Origin of the sequence: Candidatus Viadribacter manganicus (genome assembly GCF_001679665.1) — a bacterium.
Taxonomy (GTDB): domain Bacteria; phylum Pseudomonadota; class Alphaproteobacteria; order Caulobacterales; family Aquidulcibacteraceae; genus Vitreimonas; species Vitreimonas manganica.
This window is the reverse complement of record NZ_CP013244.1, coordinates 582,768-599,025: the sequence shown is the minus strand read 5'-3', so window position 1 is coordinate 599,025 and position 16,258 is coordinate 582,768. Positions and strand designations below refer to the sequence as shown.

17 protein-coding genes are annotated in these 16,258 nt (G+C 63.4%); 9 read left to right on the top strand and 8 right to left on the bottom strand.

Features of this window, described 5'->3' with window-relative positions; genetic code table 11:
* Window positions 1-155 precede the first annotated feature (155 nt).
* From ATE48_RS03120 to ATE48_RS03100, 5 genes are all read right to left on the bottom strand, one after another.
* The gene (locus ATE48_RS03120; protein WP_156767575.1) at window positions 156-494 is read right to left on the bottom strand and encodes a hypothetical protein; all 339 of its coding nucleotides are present in this window, start codon (window positions 492-494) and stop codon (window positions 156-158) included.
* 63 nt (window positions 495-557) lie between these two features.
* Window positions 558-1,130, bottom strand: a complete 573-nt coding sequence (locus tag ATE48_RS03115) for a hypothetical protein (protein WP_066767701.1) — start codon at window positions 1,128-1,130, stop codon at window positions 558-560.
* Between the two features lie 493 nt (window positions 1,131-1,623).
* Entirely contained in the window at window positions 1,624-2,940 is a 1,317-nt protein-coding gene (locus ATE48_RS03110; protein WP_066767700.1) for a sensor histidine kinase, read from the bottom strand.
* Window positions 2,940-3,599 carry a response regulator transcription factor gene (locus tag ATE48_RS03105; protein ID WP_066767699.1) on the bottom strand — a complete coding sequence of 220 codons (660 nt, stop codon included), beginning with the start codon at window positions 3,597-3,599 and terminating at the stop codon, window positions 2,940-2,942. Before ATE48_RS03105 ends, ATE48_RS03110 begins: the two co-directional genes overlap by 1 nt.
* Complete coding sequence (locus tag ATE48_RS03100) at window positions 3,599-3,928, bottom strand: PepSY domain-containing protein (protein WP_066767698.1); 330 nt, start codon at window positions 3,926-3,928, stop codon at window positions 3,599-3,601. The genes ATE48_RS03105 and ATE48_RS03100 overlap by 1 nt, the downstream gene beginning before the upstream one ends.
* Window positions 3,929-4,054: 126 nt before the next feature.
* Here ATE48_RS03100 and ATE48_RS20380 point away from each other — a divergent pair, with 126 nt between their 5' ends.
* The 5 genes from ATE48_RS20380 to ATE48_RS03075 all read left to right on the top strand — a co-directional run bounded on the left by ATE48_RS20380 (window position 4,055) and on the right by ATE48_RS03075 (window position 6,780).
* The gene (locus ATE48_RS20380) at window positions 4,055-4,417 is read left to right on the top strand and encodes a PepSY domain-containing protein (RefSeq protein ID WP_066767695.1); all 363 of its coding nucleotides are present in this window, start codon (window positions 4,055-4,057) and stop codon (window positions 4,415-4,417) included.
* 108 nt (window positions 4,418-4,525) lie between these two features.
* Window positions 4,526-5,422 (top strand): histone deacetylase family protein, encoded by an 897-nt coding sequence (locus ATE48_RS03090; RefSeq protein ID WP_228126759.1) that lies wholly within the window; start codon window positions 4,526-4,528, stop codon window positions 5,420-5,422.
* 46 nt (window positions 5,423-5,468) lie between these two features.
* Window positions 5,469-6,086 carry a histidine phosphatase family protein gene (locus ATE48_RS03085; RefSeq protein ID WP_066767693.1) on the top strand — a complete coding sequence of 206 codons (618 nt, stop codon included), beginning with the start codon at window positions 5,469-5,471 and terminating at the stop codon, window positions 6,084-6,086.
* Between the two features lie 63 nt (window positions 6,087-6,149).
* Entirely contained in the window at window positions 6,150-6,395 is a 246-nt protein-coding gene (locus ATE48_RS03080; protein ID WP_066767691.1) for an exodeoxyribonuclease VII small subunit, read from the top strand.
* Between the two features lie 16 nt (window positions 6,396-6,411).
* Window positions 6,412-6,780, top strand: coding sequence for a tRNA-binding protein (locus ATE48_RS03075; protein WP_066767689.1), 369 nt, complete (start codon window positions 6,412-6,414; stop codon window positions 6,778-6,780).
* 63 nt (window positions 6,781-6,843) lie between these two features.
* Here ATE48_RS03075 and ATE48_RS03070 read toward each other — a convergent pair whose 3' ends face one another.
* Together ATE48_RS03070 and ATE48_RS03065 are read right to left on the bottom strand one after the other, a co-directional pair.
* The gene (locus ATE48_RS03070) at window positions 6,844-7,551 is read right to left on the bottom strand and encodes a hypothetical protein (protein WP_066767688.1); all 708 of its coding nucleotides are present in this window, start codon (window positions 7,549-7,551) and stop codon (window positions 6,844-6,846) included.
* An 84-nt stretch (window positions 7,552-7,635) separates the two neighbouring features.
* Window positions 7,636-8,760 (bottom strand): toll/interleukin-1 receptor domain-containing protein, encoded by a 1,125-nt coding sequence (locus ATE48_RS03065; protein WP_066767687.1) that lies wholly within the window; start codon window positions 8,758-8,760, stop codon window positions 7,636-7,638.
* A gap of 189 nt (window positions 8,761-8,949) precedes the next feature.
* On the opposite strand from ATE48_RS03065, the gene ATE48_RS03060 reads away from it, so the two are divergent.
* A complete protein-coding gene (locus tag ATE48_RS03060) occupies window positions 8,950-9,837 on the top strand; it encodes a polyprenyl synthetase family protein (protein ID WP_066767686.1) in 888 nt (295 codons plus the stop codon).
* A gap of 68 nt (window positions 9,838-9,905) precedes the next feature.
* Here the strand turns inward: ATE48_RS03060 and ATE48_RS03055 are convergent, their stop codons facing one another.
* The gene (locus ATE48_RS03055; RefSeq protein ID WP_066767684.1) at window positions 9,906-12,020 is read right to left on the bottom strand and encodes a prolyl oligopeptidase family serine peptidase; all 2,115 of its coding nucleotides are present in this window, start codon (window positions 12,018-12,020) and stop codon (window positions 9,906-9,908) included.
* Window positions 12,021-12,149: 129 nt separating this feature from the next.
* Between ATE48_RS03055 and ATE48_RS03050 the strand changes: the two genes are divergently transcribed.
* From ATE48_RS03050 to dxs, 3 genes are all read left to right on the top strand, one after another.
* On the top strand, window positions 12,150-12,668 hold the full coding sequence (locus ATE48_RS03050) for a TlpA disulfide reductase family protein (RefSeq protein WP_066767681.1): 519 nt from the start codon (window positions 12,150-12,152) through the stop codon (window positions 12,666-12,668).
* 66 nt (window positions 12,669-12,734) lie between these two features.
* The gene (locus tag ATE48_RS03045) at window positions 12,735-13,793 is read left to right on the top strand and encodes a DUF2855 family protein (protein WP_066767679.1); all 1,059 of its coding nucleotides are present in this window, start codon (window positions 12,735-12,737) and stop codon (window positions 13,791-13,793) included.
* A gap of 222 nt (window positions 13,794-14,015) precedes the next feature.
* Entirely contained in the window at window positions 14,016-15,923 is a 1,908-nt protein-coding gene (gene dxs, locus ATE48_RS03040; RefSeq protein WP_066767677.1) for a 1-deoxy-D-xylulose-5-phosphate synthase, read from the top strand.
* Window positions 15,924-16,258: the final 335 nt, after the last annotated feature.

The window sequence follows — 16,258 nt, the reverse complement described above, 5'->3', positions numbered from 1 at the left end:
CCTTTTAGCGTCAGCCCCACCCCGTCCGGCAACGCCTTTGCTGCAAATGGTCCGCCCGCAGGGGCGAATAGCGGGTTGCGGCTGTGAGTGAGCGCCGGCCCGGCGTCCATTCGAGGGGCCGCCTTGGCCAGATGGGAGGCCGTCGGTTCGGTCGATCAGCAACGTCCTCGCTCGTCAGATCGCGCGCCCTTGCTTGCGACCGCGATCCACATCGCCGCGTTGGCCACTAAGGTTTCGACGCCGATGCTCAATAGAACGACGCGCCGCTCGTTGTCGGTTGGGCAGGTGACGCCCCCAATGGGAAAGCACTCCATCATCATCACTCCGAACAAGGTCAGCAAGGCGATGGCGAGCGAGATGAAACTAAGAAAGCAACCTGCGCTAATTCGCGGCGATGCGAGCGTCAAAAGCGCCATTGCCGCGCCGACGACAAGCAATGGGACCGTCAGCGCGATCAAGAACATCGTGATCGGACTTATTGGGACTGACGCCACGGCGTCAACGCGTTCACCGCCAAGGGCTGCCTTGGATCAGGAGCAGACATCTCCAGCCAAGCGTCAGCGAGCCGCCGGATCATCCGCCTGCGCCTCGCGCTTGCGGAAGAGGACGTCGAAGGTAGGCTCCCAGCTTTCGCCTCCATTCGTGGACAGCACCGCCGTCTCTCGGACCGCATCGCCTTCTGTTCGCCAGGTGATGCGTTGCAAGATCATGGCGCCATCGTGCAGGTGCGCTTCGCCCTCGAGCACGAGTGCGCCGTCACGTAGCTCTCCCCACAACACCATGTTCGAGCCGCGGTTGGTGATCCAAGTTTGTTGCCACTGCCGGCGAACCGGATCGAAGCTGAGGAGGCTGTCGCCGACGAGACCATCTGACTGTTGGTACCGCTCGTGCAGCGCACAGCCGTCAACGATCGGACTTATCTCCGCACGCGCGATCGAGGAACCGTTCGGGGCGTCCATCTCGAATGTGTCCCACTCGCCGATCCAGAAATCGAACTGGCGGTACTCAGCCGCACTGCAGCGCGCCGACGGAGGCGGTTCGGTTGCGGTGGCGACGGCGGGCAGGGCGGAGATGAGGGCAATCACCGCCAGCGCATTTCGAATGCGATGAAGCGCGTGCGTCGAGTCCATTTGGGTTCTGCTCCGGTTGGCCCGCGGTTTGGGCGTAGCCGCCTTACAGCCGCCGCTGGCGCCGGGCTCGCCGCCTTCGGACATGATCAAAAGGTGCGCGCGTATCCCCGTGACCTCCGTCACATCGATAAGGCAAACGGTTCGCTACCTTCTCCTCATCGCAGCGAGGCAACGGCCTCGTAGAGATGGAGCAGGAACAATGACCAAGTTTTACAGCCTTCTTCTTTCAGCCCTGCTGCTGGCCCCGATCGCGTTCGCAACGCTGAACCAAGCCGCGCAGATGGTGGCCTAAGCCGCCAACTCAACTGAACCACAAAAGAGAAGAGAGATGAGCAAGTTTTATTTCGTCTTGGCCGCGTGCGCAGTGTTCGCCCCGGTCGCGTTCGCAACGGTGAACCAAGCCGCCCTGATGATCGCGTAAGCTCCCCGCGATTAAATCTGGTGTGGTCACAAAGAAGGCCGCGGAAGGTTGCTCCCCCTCCGCGGCCTTTCTCTATTTTCGCCACGCCAATTCGACTTTGAGGCCGCCCAGCGCGCTTGCGCCAAGTGTCATCGCCGCGCCGCTCGCTTGCGCCAATTCGTGGGCAATCGCCAAGCCGAGCCCATGTCCTTCGCTGGCTTCATCGAGCCTCTTGCCGCGCGAGAGGGCGTCCGCGGCATCCGCTTTGCTCATGCCGGGGCCGTCATCCTCGATGGAAAGCCGCGCGCCGCCGCCGCTGACCAAAATGCGCTGGCGCGCAAATTTCGCCGCATTCTCCAGGAGCGGCCCCGCCATCTCCATCAGCACATCTTCGCTGACCGGCATTGGTTCTGCGCTCACCGCGTTTTCGATCGTGAGCCGCGCGCCATTTTCGGTGCGTTCGATGACTTGCAGCAACTTTCCGATCACAGCCTGGGCGTTGGCGTCGCCGCCTGCGGAGGCGGCTGCACGCGTGCGCGCCAGCTCGCGCTCCACGGCGCGGTTGGCCGCTACGATCGCCCGATCCAAGCCGTCGGCCGCATCGCTCGCGCCGGCTTCGCGCGCACGCCGGCTTTGCGCGGCAAGCGCCGCCAGCGGCGTCTTCAGCGAATGTGCAAGATCAGCCGCGCGCCTGCGCGCCTGCTCAAGATCGTTTTCCCGCGTCGTCGCCAATTCGTTGATTGCGTTGGCGAGGGGGGCGGCTTCTGTTGGGTAGTCGCTCTCGGCCAGACGCGCCGAGGCCTGCTTGCGCATGCCCGTCAGCGCCGCGCGTACATCTTCAAGCGGCCGCAGGCCCAACTCAACTTGCGCCCACGCCGCCAGCGAAAGCACCAGCCACAGCAAGCCCAGGAACAGTGAAAGGTCCCGGCTGAACGCTTCACGCGCCGTCACCACGGCAACGCGATCGGCGCCAACCGTGACTGTCAGCGGCGTGCTTTGTGGGTCGAGCTGCACGCGCCGCGTCACATAGACGAGCTGCTGATCGAATGGTCCGTTGATCTGACCGCTTGTCCAAGCTGCCGTTCCGGCCGGGTGGGGCAGCGTCAGCGTTTCGTCCCAAAGCGAACGAGAGCGTAGCAGCACGCTGTCACCGGTGACTTGCCAATAAAATCCGCTTGCGGGCGCATTGAAGCGCGGATCGCTGGGCAATGGGTCAATCGCCGTCGCGCCGCTGGGCTCGGTGTAAAGCGTCGCGACGATTGCAACGCCGCGCGCCGTCAGATCAGCCTCGATCTGCCTTTGCGCATGACGCTCGAACAGGAAACCCATGACGATCCACGCGATCGCCAGCGCGGCGAAAATCGCCACTGCGCCGCCGGCCAACAATCGGAGCCGCAGCGAACGTTGCATCACGCGCCGCTCAGCAGATAGCCAAAGCCGCGCCGCGTCTCGATGACGTCGCGCCCAATCTTTCGCCGCAAACGTGCAATCAGCGCCTCGATCGCGTTCGCATCGGCGGCCCCTTCAGCGCCATGCAGGTGTTCGGCCAATTCCCCGGCCGAGACCGTGCGCCCGTTTTGATGGGCCAGATAGTCCAGCAGCCGGTATTCGAGTGTTGAAATTTTCTGCGGCGCGCCATCGACGGAAACGCTCATCCGCGTCGTATCGAGCGTTAATCGGCCGATGGTGACCAACGGCGTTGCATGCCCGCCCGCGCGCCTCACCAACGCGCGCACCCGCGCAAGGAGTTCGCCGATCTCGAAAGGCTTGGCGAGATAATCATCAGCGCCCGCGTCGATGCCATCGACCTTTTCGGTCCAGGCGCTGCGCGCAGAAAGGATCAGCACCGGAAAGGTGCGGCCAGCTGCGCGCCAGCGTTTCAGCACCGAGAGCCCGTCGAGGCGCGGCAAGCCTAGATCTAGAACCACAACCGCGAAATCTTCGGTATCGCCCAGGAACCAGGCGCTTTCGCCATCCGTCGCGTGCTCAACGAGATAGCCTGCGCCGGTCAGCGCGCGTGCAACATCTTCAGCGATGTCGCCGTCGTCCTCGACCAGCAGCGCGCGCATCAATCCTCGTCTTCAACTTCCAGCACGTCGCCAGTGCGCGCGTCGATCTCGACTTTGCGCACCCGTCCCGAACTGGTCAGTACTTCGACCTCATAGATCAGCCGTCCATGCTCGCGATCAAGTTCAACTTCGACGATCTCACCCGGCACCGCCGTTCGCGCGATTTGGAATATGCGCGTAAGGGGAAGCGCTTGACGCGTCTCGACGGCCGTAAGCGCTTCATCATGATCGCCGTGGCGGCCACGGCCCCGGTCAGCCATCGCCGTTGAGGCGATCGCGGCGAGGGCGAGAACCGCCCCGATCGTCGCGATGAAGTGCTTCCAGGACATCTATCCCCCGTCATGGCGCGCGCCAACTGACGCCACGCTGACGCTTCGCGCCTGCGGCGCGTCAGCAAGCCTGTGCGACCATCTCGGTCAACGCCGGATGTCCGGCCTAACCAGAGGGAAAGTCACATGCTCACCAATTCGCGACCGTTTGCGATCGCCGCCGCGGCCATGGCCGCTTTTGCGTTGGCCGCACCGGCCTCCGCTCAATCAGTAGCAAGCCAGCCTGAACTGTCGCTGAGCCAAGTCGAAGGCCGCCTGACGGCGCAGGGTTTCCGCGTCTTGGAAATTGAGCGTGATGACGGCCGCTACGAGGTCAAGGCGCTCAACAGCGCCGGTGCGTGTGTCGAACTCGATGTCCACCGCAGCTCGGGCGAGGTCCTCCGCACCAGGAGCGACGACGATTGTGGCAGCGGCAGTCATCACAGCAGCAACCACCGCAGCGGCGGTGATAACGGTGGCGATGATCGGGGCGGCCGCCGCAGCCGCTAACTCGTTTCCCCAAGCGAACGTGAGGGCGCGGCAGTCAGCTGCGCCCTTGCTGTTTTGTGGGCCGGCATGCGCTACATCTGCCCCATGCTGCTCTTCACGCACCCCTCTATGCTCCGTCACGAACCGCCGCCTGGGCACGCCGAACATCCTGGCCGCTTGCAGGCGGTGCTCGACGCGCTGGAGGAGGTCGCGTTCGATCGACGCGAAGCGCCGATGGCCGATCGCGACGCCATCGCGCGCGTGCATCCGCGCAATTACATCGACGCCTTGGAGCCTGCGTTCGCCGAAACCTCCGGCGCGCGCGTGCGGCTCGATCCCGACACCTATATCTCCAGCGGTTCGCGTGAAGCGATCTACCGCGCCGCCGGCGCCTGCGTTGGCGCTGTCGATGCCGTGATGAGCGGCGAAGCCGACATGGCGTTCTGCGCCGTGCGTCCGCCGGGACACCACGCCGAACCAATTTCGCCGATGGGCTTTTGCGTTTTCAACAACGTCGCCATCGGCGCGCTGCACGCTTTAGAAGCGCACGGCCTCTCGCGCGTCGCTGTCGTCGATTTCGATGTGCATCACGGCAACGGCACGCAGACTGTCGCTGAAGGGGAGCCGCGGCTTATGTTTGCGTCCACGCACCAAGCGCCGCTTTATCCCGGAACGGGCGCGCGTAATGACACCGGCGTTGACGGTAACGTCGTCAACGCGCCGTTGCCCGCAGGCGCCGGTAGCAGCGCATGGCGCCGCGCAATGGAAGAACGCGTGCTCCCCGCGCTCGATGCATTCGCACCCGAATTGATCTTGGTTTCCGCCGGTTTCGATGCTCACAAGGCCGATCCACTCGCGCAACTGGAACTAGAAACTGAGGATTTCGCCTGGGTGGGGCAGCGGCTCAAGGAACTCGCATTACGTCACTGCAAGGGTAAGCTTGTTTCGACTCTGGAGGGCGGCTACGATTTAGCCGCGCTCGCCGGATCCGCCGCGGCATATTTGGCAGCGCTCCAGCGCGACTAAGACCCGCTCAAGGGGAGGGGGCGTCAGCTTCGCGCGAAGGGTCAGAATGACGACGACCATGGCGCCCAACGAGACGCTAGATCGCCGTTCAGCCGTGCGGGTTGGCAGCATTGTCATCGCGCGGCACGGCAAACCGCACGCCGATCGCTCAGTGCGGATCGATCATCACGGCTATCGCGATTGGTGGGCGGGTTACGATCTCGCGCGCTTGCATCCCGATGAGAAGCCGCCCGAAAAACTGGTGGCGCACGCGCAAGCCAGCGACATCATCTACGCATCGACTTTGCCGCGCGCGATCCACACTGCCGAGATGGTGGCGGGTGGCCGCCAGATCATCACCGATCCAATTTTCATCGAAGCGCCGTTGCCGCCGCCGCCTGTTTGGGGCCGGCGTAGCCCGCGCGCTTGGGGTGTCTGGGCGCGCGTCGCCTGGTGGTTCGGACGCCACGAAGACGGCGAGACGCGGCTCGAAGCGGAAACCCGCGCCGAGGCGGCGGTCGCCACGCTTACCGCACAAGCGCTGCGGGGGCAGAACGTGCTGCTGTGCGCCCACGGCTGGTTCAACCGTATGATGCGCCCGATCCTGCGCGCCCAGGGCTGGCGCGAAGTCGAGGACGGGGGCGACAGCCACTGGAGCTATCGCCGCTACGAGAAATTGAAGTGAACGGGCAGACCTAGGCCCCGCTGCCTATTCCCTAAGCCCCTGTCACCACATACCTTGGAAGCCATGACGACGGATCAAAAAGACCCCGCCAGCCTCTCGTTCGAGGACTCCTTGAATGAGTTGGAAAAAATCGTCTCCCATTTGGAGCGAGGCGACGTGCCGTTGGCGGATTCGATTCGTATCTATAAGCGCGGCGCGGCCCTCAAGGCGCGCTGCGAGAGCCAGCTGAAAGACGCGCAGCTCGAAGTTGATCAAATCGTGATGGGTCCTGAAGGCCCGCGCATTGAACCCGCAAAGATCGGGTCATAGGGAGAGAGTAACGCCAATGGCCGACGACCCGCAAAGCAATGCGCGCCAGCCGATCATTTCCTTCGACGACTTCATGAAGGTCGACATTCGCCTCGGCACCATTGTCGATGTGAAGGTCTTCGAGGAGGCCAAGAAGGCTGCCTATCAGTTGTGGATCGATTTCGGCGATCCGCTCGGCATCAAGAAGTCGAGCGCGCAGGTCACTTCGAATTACGACATCGGCGAGCTGCTTGGCCGCCGTGTCGCGGCAGTGGTCAACTTTGAGCCGAAGCAAATCGGCAAGTTCATGTCGGAAGTGCTTTGCCTCGGCTTCCCGGATCGCAATGGCAATGTCGTGTTGCTCAATGTCGATCGTCCCGCGCTGCAAGGCGGCCGGATGTACTGATCGCATTTCTAAATGTGAGTTGAAGAGCGCGGCGCAATCCGCGCTCTTTTTAATTGTGCGGCGTTATGCTTGCGCCGGCGCGAGCGTCAGCGGCATTCGATTTTTCTGAGCCGACGCGATCAGGCTGCGCGTCATCGAAGCGATGTCTTGCGCCCAATAAAGCTGCTCGGTCGGCTTCATCAGAAAATCGGCATCGATGGGCGCGCTCAGATGGTATTCAACGCGCGCTGGGTGTTTGACTTGGGTCCACTCATATCCGGCGCCTTTGGCGCCTTCGAATGTGACTTGCACCGCTTGTGCAACGCGCTCGGCGTCATCGCCGCCGCTCGATGGGAAGAGGTAATAAACCCAGAGACGCTTCACGTTTAAAAAGACGTGCATCTCCAGCGCGTCGGCCGGTGTCCGCGGATCGCGCACCCGATACTTGATGAAGATGTCTTCCGGCGTTTCGGTGATGTCCACCGATAGCCTGCGGCCGTCCAGCGTGACCCGTTCGAGCGCGCCTTTCAGGGTGTGCAGCAGCCAGCCCTTTGACTTGGCAAGCAGTGCTTTGGGAGAGGCGTCGCGTTCGGTGAATGAGATGACGCCGAGAATGATGATGCCAACGCCAGCGGCCTGGGCCGCAGAGAAGGCGGGCGCAATAAGGTCGCGGTTTTCACCGGTGACGAGGGCGTGCGCCGAGACGCCAAATGCCGTCGCAAACAGCACGACAAGCAAGATTGCCGCGCAATTCTTTACCCAATTGGGCGCGTAGATGAGAAAGCGATCCATCCCCGCCGCGCACTATGCGGTAATGCGCGCAAAGAAAAAAGGCGCGGATCGCTCCGCGCCTTTCAATCTTGGATCAAATCCAAATCAGTTCGTCGGCAGGTCAGCCGGCGGCGTCGCTTCTTCCGAAGGCGGCGTGATTTGTTGCGGGCCGCCCGTCGTATCCGGCGCCGGGGCGGTGGTTGCCGGCACGCCAGGCGGCAGCAAGTCCGGGTTTGTTTCCGGGCCAAGCGGCACTTCTTCGGTCGTTGTTTCAGCTGGCGGCTGCGCCAAGCGCAATTCGGCGATGCGGCCGCTGGTGCGCGTTGCGTGCTGGCTGTCCGGGAAGTCGTTCAAGAACGCTTCGTAAGCTTCGATCGTGTCGGTTTGCGTTGCAGCCGCATACTGACGCTCCTCAAGCGCCGCGAGCGCCTGTTCGGCGTCCTGACGATATTGGCCCGGATCGCCATCGATGAACTGACGAAGCGCATCGGCGTCATCGCGCGAAACCGCATCCCACGCCGCTGATGTGGAGGAGGCGCTGTTCTGGTTCATGTACCACCAGCCGCCGCCGCCAAGGCCCGCGACCAGCACAACAACAACCGCCGCGATCACCAGCATGCCGCCGCCCTTCTTGGGCTCCGGCTCGTGCTGGGGAATGCTGCGCTGAGGTTGTGGCGCGGGCGGACGCTGTTGCGGCGCGGCGCGCTGTTGAGGTTGCGCCTGCTGGCGCGCCTGTTGTTGCGGTTGCGGCGCTTGCTGACGCGCGCCGCCGGCTTGCGGCTGGGCGACGCCTTCTGGCGCACGGCCAGGCTGGAAAAATCCTGACGGCGGCTTCGGCGCCGGCGGCGGCAACGGCGCAACGCCGGCCTTATCGGTGATCAGCTTGGCAAGCTCGCGCCAAGCCGGGAATTCATCTTCGCCGCGCCAACCGGTGAGGTTCACGGCGCGATCGCCGCGGAACGCCTCAGGCGCCTGCGCGCTCTGCATCAGTGCGTGGTAAACCGTGGTCTTGCCGCGTGCGAACTTTGCTTCTTCAGCAAGCTCTGCGCTTTGCGACGAGCGCGGCGACCATAAAGCGATCGTCACCGGCGCGCCCTTGATCGCGTTGCGAAGCTCTTCGCCCGGCGACTTTTCGAGAACGACTTGAAGCTGAGCCTGGCGTAGCTTTTCGGCCAGGGCTCTGGCCGGCAGCGTGTCTTCCGCGGCGTGGATAATCACCACAGACGGCATGCAAATTCCCCACTCTTGACCACGAGGGACCTAAAACCCCGGCGCCGTCCTGCAAAGACCGCACCGGGCGCTTTCTGCTCCCCCATTGGCTCTATCCTGCCCTGTTACTGTGTCTACATAAAGGGTGAGGGCTGATACAACCTCTGGGAGTGCTTGCGCCGGGCGGATGCTCTGTTAGGGGAAGCGCCCATGTCTCAAATTGAAGCGCGTATCAAAGAAACCGCAGAGCGGGTGAACTTGGCTCTCGAGAATCTGCTCCCGGCTGAGCAGGGCAGTGAGGTGCGCCTCATTGGGGCAATCCGTTACGCCGCGCTCGGAGGCGGCAAGCGCCTGCGCCCTTTCTTCACAATCGAGGCCGGCCGCATCTTCGACGCTGACGAGGGCTCACTTCTGCGCGCCGCCTGCGCCATCGAATGTGTCCACGCCTACAGCCTTGCACATGACGATCTCCCGGCGATGGACGACGACGATCTGCGCCGTGGCCGCCCGACGCTGCACCGCCAGTATGACGAAGCCACCGCCATTCTCGCCGGTGACGCGCTGCTGACCTTCGCCTTCGAACTCATGGCCGAACCCGCCACACACTCCGATCCGCAAATGCGCTGCAAGTTGATCTCGGGGCTCGCTAAAGCCTCGGGCGCACAGGGCATGGTGGCTGGGCAGGCCGCCGACATGGCCGGCGCCGATATCGGCTCGGATCTCATCGCCGTGACGCGCATGAACCGTCAAAAGACCGGCGCGCTGATCAATTTCGCTGTCGACGCCGGCGCGCTGATCGGCGGCGCATCTGAAGCGGAAAAAACCGCACTCTCACGCTACGCCCACGATGTCGGGCTCGCTTTCCAGATGCGCGATGACCTCCTGGATGCAGAAGGCGTCGTGCGCGACACCGGCAAAGCCGTCGGCAAGGACAAAGCGCGCGGCAAGGTCAACTTCGTCACCGTGCTCGGCGCCGACGCCACGCGCGACCGCATCAACATGCTCGCCAATCAGGCCAAGGCCCACCTTAGCGTTTTCGGCTCGCGCGCCCGCATCCTGCTCGACGCCGTCGATTTCATCGTCGATCGCCGGTACTAGCGGCTTTGGCCTTCGACCGGCTCAGGCTGACGCTGGTGGGGCGCCCCCTTTTGTTTGTCGAAGGGCGCTTAATCGATGAGGCGCTGCGTTAGATACATGTACTCGAGCGTCCGCCGGCGCGCGGCTTCGCGCAGGTTGGCGTTGGCTTGGTGACCGCCGTCGGTGTTTTCGTAATAGAGATAGCGAATGCCCAGCTCGTCCAAGCGCGCGCCGTACTTGCGAGCATGGCCTGGGTGAACGCGGTCATCTTTCGTCGATGTGTAGATGAACACGGTCGGGAAGTCCGGCCGTGCGCGCAGGTTCTGGTAGGGCGTGATCGTTTCCAGGAACGCGCGTTGCTCGGGAATGTTCGGCGAACCGTATTCGCCCACCCATGAAGCGCCTGCCAGCAATTGGTCATAACGCAGCATATCGAGCAGCGGCGAACCGATGATCGCGGCGTGCACCATTTCCGGATGCTGGTTGAGCATCACACCCATCAGCAAGCCGCCATTCGAGCGGCCGGAAATCCCGAGCCTGCGCGGCGAGGTGATGTTGCGATCCACCAAATCGCGTTCGACCGCGTAGAAATCGTCATAGATGCGCTGGCGGTTCGTCAGCAGGCCCGCATCGTGCCAAGCCGGGCCGAACTCGCCGCCGCCACGAATGTTCGCGAGCACATACGTGCCGCCTTGATCGAGCCAGAGCCGGCCAATGAAGGCGTTGTATGTCGGCACCTGTGAAAGCTGGAAGCCGCCATAGGCGTAGAGCAGCGTCGGGTTCTGCCCGTTCATCTGCATATCGCGCCGGCGCACCACGAAATAGGGCACGCGCGTGCCGTCCGCGCTCGTCGCTTCGAACTGCTCGGTCACGTAGGGCGAGGCGTCGAACTGGGCCGGCAACGATCGCACCGAACGCATCCGGGCGCCGTTCAGCGCATAGAGCGTCGATGGCGTCAGAAAGTCCTCGAACGTCGCGAATGCACGCGTGTCACTGGTGGACGCACCGGCGATGTGCACCACGCCGGTTGGCGGCACCTCGATCTGTGCGCCGGTCCACTGGCCGTTGGCGAACGTGAAGCGCTGCAGACGTCCTCGGACATTGTCGAAGCCCGCAACCAGCACCGCATCGCGCGTGGCTTGCACCTCTTCGATCGATTGGCGTGCGTTCGGTGAGAAGATCACCTCGATCGCCGGCGTTGCCGACGTCGCCGTCGCCAGCGGGATCGCCAACAGTGAACCGTTTGGATAGGTGCGCCCGCCAATTGTCCATTCCTGTTCGATGGTGACGATCAGGCGGTCATGCGAGAAGTCGCGGATCGAAGATTTGCGCGGCAGCGTCAGCCGTTGCGGACCTTGCGGCGTGATCAGCGAAAACACCGTTTCAAAGAACGTCTCGCCCTCGACCGCGATCGCGATGTGGTCGTTGCTCTCGTCCTCGAATGTCGCGACTGCAATCGAAACGTCGCTCGCTTCGCCGCGCAGGATTTCCGTCGCGCTCGAAAGCGGCGTGCCCCGGCGCCAAGCCTTCAGCACGTAGGGATAGCCGGACTCAGTCAGCGAACCTTCGCCCCAATTGGTGGCGACGAGCAGCGTGTCGCGATCCAACCAGCCAATGTTGGACTTGGCCTCCGGCACGACAAAGCCGCCCTCAACGAAGCGGCGCGTCTGCAGGTCAAATTCGCGATCGGTCGAAGCGTCGAGGCCGCCATTCGAAAGCGAGACCATGCAGCGCACGCCGGACGGATCGCAGTCGGCGCTCTGATAGACCCAGTTCGCGTTCTCCTCACGCGCCAGCGCATCGATATCGAGCACCGTTTCCCAGCGCGGATTGTTGGCTGCGTAACCATCGAGCCGCGCGCGCCGCCAGATTCCGCGCACATGGTCTGGGTCCTGCCAGAAATTATAGAGATAGCCGCCGCGCACTTGGCCGAGTGGCAACCGGTCACGGCTCTGTGCAACTTCCAGCGCCGCCTCAAGCCGCGCCGCATAGCGCGGATCGTTTTCCAGCACCGGCAGCGAGCGATCGTTCTGTTGATGCACCCACGCCAAGGCGCGCTCGCCTTCAACATCTTCGAGCCAGAGATAGGGATCGGCCGCTGTCGCGGTTTGTTGCGGCGCTGTCGGCGCAGTCGGCCCCGGCGATGCACACGCCGTCAGCGCCAACGAAATACCCAGTGCCTGCGCCAGCGAAGCGATCTTCATTAAGCCACCCTCATGAAATTCAGCCCTCGCAGACTAAAGATCGACCCGCCCCGCACAAGCTCGGCCATTTGCTCACAGCTGCTGTTCGTCGCATTCGCGGCGCGCTAGCCTGCGATCTCAGGAGAAGAAATGTTCCAGCGCCGTGCGTTTCTTATCGCGGGCCTTGCAGCCGCCACGCCAGCTTTTGGGGAAGCCAGCGGCGTACCGTTGCCGCCTGCTCTCGATACCCTTTCGGATCTTCCACTGGAAACTTTCGCCGGCGCCGAAACCACACTCGGCGCGCATCTCAATCCGGGTCCTACCGTCATCAGCTTTTGGGCGTCGTGGTGCGCGCCTTGCGTCGATGAGGCGGGTTATCTCTCAACAATCCGCCATCGCTACGCGCCCGAACGGCTGAACATGATCGGCCTCAATGTCGAACTGGTCGCCAACGAAGAGGGCGTGCAGCGCTTCCTCCGCCAAGCGCGCCCGAACTATCTGCAGCTCCGCGCCGATATGGCGACGTATCACGCCTTCGGCGGCGATGCGCTGCAACTGAGCTTGCCGCGGCTTTTCGTGTTTGACGCGAACGGTGCGCCAGCGGCCGCCTTCGGCGCGATGAACGTGCAGCAAACCAATCGCGTCATCGCCAGCGTCGTGCGCTCCTAATTCCCCAAAGTCGGCATCGACGCCGCGCCCGCAAACACGTACGCCATGCGAAGAGGGACTAAGACTATGCACGAACTTCACATCAGCAGGCGCGATCTGCGCGATACCAAGCTCGTGGATGTAACGCTCGCTCCACTCGCCGATGGCGCCGCGCGCCTCAAGCTCGATCTCTTCGCGCTGACCTCGAACAACATCACCTACGCGGCGATGGGCGAGGGCATGCTTGGCTATTGGGATTTCTTCCCGGCGCCTGAAGGCTTCGGCAAAGTGCCGGTCTGGGGTTTCGCCACCGTCATCGAAAGCAACGCGCCCGAGATCGCGGTAGGCGCGCGCTATTATGGCTATTACCCGCTCGCCGAGACGCTGGACGTCGTCCCAAAGAAAACCGCAACCGGCTTCATTGATGCTGCGCCGCACCGCGCCGCAAAAGCCGTGCTCTACAATATTTACACCGACATCACCGCCGATCCCGGCTACGACGCGCGCTTTGAGCCGGAGCAGACTCTCTTCCGCCCGCTCTACGGCACTGGCTGGTGGGCCGCCGATTGCGTGACGCAAACTCAAACGCGCAGCGTCGTGCTCTCAAGCGCGTCGTCAAAAACCGCGCTCGCCACCGCGCATCAATTGCGCAATCTGGGCGGCGTCGAAGTCATCGGCATAACATCTCCAGGCAATGAAGCCTATGTGCGTGAAAGCGGCCTCTATCATCGTACGGTGCTCTACAGCGATGCGCCGGCGCTCAAAGTCCACGCACCATCGACGTTCGTTGATTTTCTCGGCCGTCGCGAGCTCACCGCCGCCGTACACACCGCGTTGAGTTATGGCTTGAAGCGCAGCATCATTATCGGCGTCACTGATTGGGAAGCCACGCGCGCGCCGCCGAGCGAGCCTTTGCCGGGCCCGGCGCCTGAGTTCTTCTTCGTGCCGACTTACGCCGCCGCGCGTCTCAAGGCGGATCCGCAATTGGGCGCCGCGATGCAGACGGATCTGCGCAAATTCTATCCCGCATCGCATGCTTTCGTGGACGTGCGCCGCATCAGCGGCGCTGACGCTATCCAGGCCACTTGGGCGCGGCTCGCAGCCGGCGAAATTCCGCCGCGGGAAGGGCTGGTGCTGTCGTTTTAGCGGCTGCAACGGCTCGACAGGGCCGGTCCATAAGGGTGAGCCCAATTGAGACCGGTTTTGCAACGCATTCGCCAGTCACCCGCGCTGAGCAAGGCCAGCCTTAACCTGCGCCCTCCTGACGCACGAAAAGCGGCGGGAATTCCTTGTTCCTGACACCGTGCGGGCATCGCCTCTAAACCGGATCGCGGGTAGGTTTGATTTAGATCAACCGGCCGAGGACCCATGGCGCTTCCGAACACCCCGCTTCTCGACCAGATCAAGCTCCCGGCCGATCTCCGGAAGCTTGAGGGCAGCCAGCTTGCCCAGGTCTGTGAGGAACTCCGCGCCGAAATGATCAGCGCCGTCAGCCAAACCGGCGGCCACCTCGGCGCCGGCCTCGGCGTCGTCGAACTCACCGTCGCGCTCCACTACGTCTTCAACACGCCGACCGACAAAGTCATCTGGGACGTCGGCCACCAAGCTTACCCGCACAAAATCCTGACCGGCCGCCGCGACCGCATCCGCACGCTGCGCCAGGGCAACGGCCTTTCCGGTTTCACCAAGCGCGCCGAGAGCGAATACGATCCCTTCGGCGCCGCGCACGCCTCGACCTCGATCAGCGCCGGGCTTGGCTTTGCCGTTGCGCGCGATAAACGCGGCGAGACCTCCAACGTCATCGCCGTGATCGGCGACGGCTCGATGTCGGCGGGCATGGCGTACGAAGCCATGAACAACGCGGCCGAGACCACCAAGCGGCTAATCGTGATCTTGAACGACAACGATATGTCGATTGCGCCTCCGGTTGGCGGCATGTCGACTTATCTGGCGCGTCTGGCCGCCACCAAAACCTATCGCCGCATTCGCAAGACCGCCAAGAATGTCGCCTCGGCGCTCGGCGAAACCGTCCACGACGTCGGCAAGAAGGTCGAAGAATACGCGCGCACGCTCGTCACCGGCGGCACTTTCTTTGAAGAGCTTGGCTTTCACTATCTCGGCCCGTTCGACGGTCACGACATCGACGTGCTGCGCCGCGTGCTCGCCAACGCCAAGGAGATTGATGATCGCCCGGTGCTGATCCACGTCGTCACCAAGAAGGGCAAGGGCTACGCGCCGGCGGAAAACGCCGCCGATAAATATCACGGCGTCACCAAATTCAACGTCGTCACCGGCGAGCAAAGCAAGGGCGCGTCGGCGCCGAGCTACACTAAAGTGTTCGCCCAGGCGCTGGTTCGCGAAGCCGAGAAGGACGACAAGATCGTCGCGATCACCGCAGCCATGCCTTCGGGCACCGGCCTTGATCTCTTTGGTTCGAAATTTCCCGAGCGCACCTTCGATGTCGGCATCGCCGAACAGCACGCGGTGACATTCGCGGCGGGCCTTGCCGCCGACGGCATGAAGCCGTTCTGCACCATTTATTCGACATTCCTGCAGCGCGGCTACGATCAGGTCGTCCACGACGTCGCCATTCAAAAGTTGCCGGTGCGCTTCGCGATCGATCGGGCTGGGCTCGTCGGCGCCGATGGCCCGACGCACGCAGGCTCTTTCGATGTCGGCTATCTCGGCGCGCTGCCGGGCTTCATCATCATGGCCGCAGCCGACGGCAACGATCTTTCGCGCATGGTAGCCACCTGCGCCGCGATCGACGATCGCCCGAGCGCCGTTCGCTATCCGCGCGGCGACGCTGAAGGCGTCATGCAGGCCGACGCCGCCGTCCCGCTCGAGATCGGCAAGGGCCGCATCCTCCGTGAAGGCGCCTCCGTTGCGTTGCTGAACTTCGGCGCCCGAATGAGCGAAGCCGACAAGGCGGCCGACAAACTAGGCGCCATGGGGCTTTCGACCACGCTCGCCGACGCCCGCTTTGCCAAGCCGCTCGACGAAGACCTCATCCGGCGCCTGGCGCGCGAGCACGAAGTGCTGCTCACCATCGAGGAGGGCTCGATCGGTGGCTTCGGCGCTTTTGTGCTGCATTTCCTCGCCGCCGACGGTTTGCTCGATCGCGGCCTCAAGATCCGCACACTGACGCTGCCCGACATCTTCCAGGACCAGGACAAGCCGGAAGCCATGTACGCCGCCGCCGGTCTCGACGCCGACGCCATCGCCAACGCCGCGCTGCTCGCCCTCGGCCGCGGCGTCAACGAACAGCGCGCTTGAGTTCGCGCACGCACCCGGGGCTATGCGGCGCATCGAGCCCGGGCCCCACAAACTCGCGCCGCGCCATTCACTTGCTCACACGCGCAAATGTGCGATCCTCGCCGCGTTCAGCCGACGGAGGATTCTCATGGCCAAAGGTCAGATGAAGTCGAACAAGGAAAAGCGCAAACCCAAGCAGAACAAGGACGATAAAAAAGCCGCGAAGAAGTAACGCGCCTTTTCGTTCCGACCATGGCGCCGCCGTCCGCCCCGTGCGCGACGGCGGCGTTTTCGATTCAGCGCCCAACGCGCGTCTTGACTCCGCGGCCGCCTGGCACCACCAACGCGCCCCCGCG

Excerpts from the sequence above, each read along its gene's own strand:
- ATE48_RS03090 (WP_228126759.1), top strand. The coding sequence starts at position 4,526 with ATGCTCCGTCACGAACCGCCGCCTGGGCACGCCGAACATCCTGGCCGC.
- ATE48_RS03080 (WP_066767691.1), top strand. The coding sequence starts at position 6,150 with ATGACGACGGATCAAAAAGACCCCGCCAGCCTCTCGTTCGAGGACTCC.
- ATE48_RS03105 (WP_066767699.1), bottom strand. The coding sequence starts at position 3,599 with ATGCGCGCGCTGCTGGTCGAGGACGACGGCGACATCGCTGAAGATGTT.
- ATE48_RS03050 (WP_066767681.1), top strand. The coding sequence starts at position 12,150 with ATGTTCCAGCGCCGTGCGTTTCTTATCGCGGGCCTTGCAGCCGCCACG.
- ATE48_RS03045 (WP_066767679.1), top strand. The coding sequence starts at position 12,735 with ATGCACGAACTTCACATCAGCAGGCGCGATCTGCGCGATACCAAGCTC.
- ATE48_RS20380 (WP_066767695.1), top strand. The coding sequence starts at position 4,055 with ATGCTCACCAATTCGCGACCGTTTGCGATCGCCGCCGCGGCCATGGCC.
- dxs (WP_066767677.1), top strand. The coding sequence starts at position 14,016 with ATGGCGCTTCCGAACACCCCGCTTCTCGACCAGATCAAGCTCCCGGCC.
- ATE48_RS03060 (WP_066767686.1), top strand. The coding sequence starts at position 8,950 with ATGTCTCAAATTGAAGCGCGTATCAAAGAAACCGCAGAGCGGGTGAAC.
- ATE48_RS03065 (WP_066767687.1), bottom strand. The coding sequence starts at position 8,760 with ATGCCGTCTGTGGTGATTATCCACGCCGCGGAAGACACGCTGCCGGCC.
- ATE48_RS03115 (WP_066767701.1), bottom strand. The coding sequence starts at position 1,130 with ATGGACTCGACGCACGCGCTTCATCGCATTCGAAATGCGCTGGCGGTG.
- ATE48_RS03070 (WP_066767688.1), bottom strand. The coding sequence starts at position 7,551 with ATGGATCGCTTTCTCATCTACGCGCCCAATTGGGTAAAGAATTGCGCG.
- ATE48_RS03100 (WP_066767698.1), bottom strand. The coding sequence starts at position 3,928 with ATGTCCTGGAAGCACTTCATCGCGACGATCGGGGCGGTTCTCGCCCTC.
- ATE48_RS03055 (WP_066767684.1), bottom strand. The coding sequence starts at position 12,020 with ATGAAGATCGCTTCGCTGGCGCAGGCACTGGGTATTTCGTTGGCGCTG.
- ATE48_RS03075 (WP_066767689.1), top strand. The coding sequence starts at position 6,412 with ATGGCCGACGACCCGCAAAGCAATGCGCGCCAGCCGATCATTTCCTTC.
- ATE48_RS03085 (WP_066767693.1), top strand. The coding sequence starts at position 5,469 with ATGACGACGACCATGGCGCCCAACGAGACGCTAGATCGCCGTTCAGCC.
- ATE48_RS03110 (WP_066767700.1), bottom strand. The coding sequence starts at position 2,940 with ATGCAACGTTCGCTGCGGCTCCGATTGTTGGCCGGCGGCGCAGTGGCG.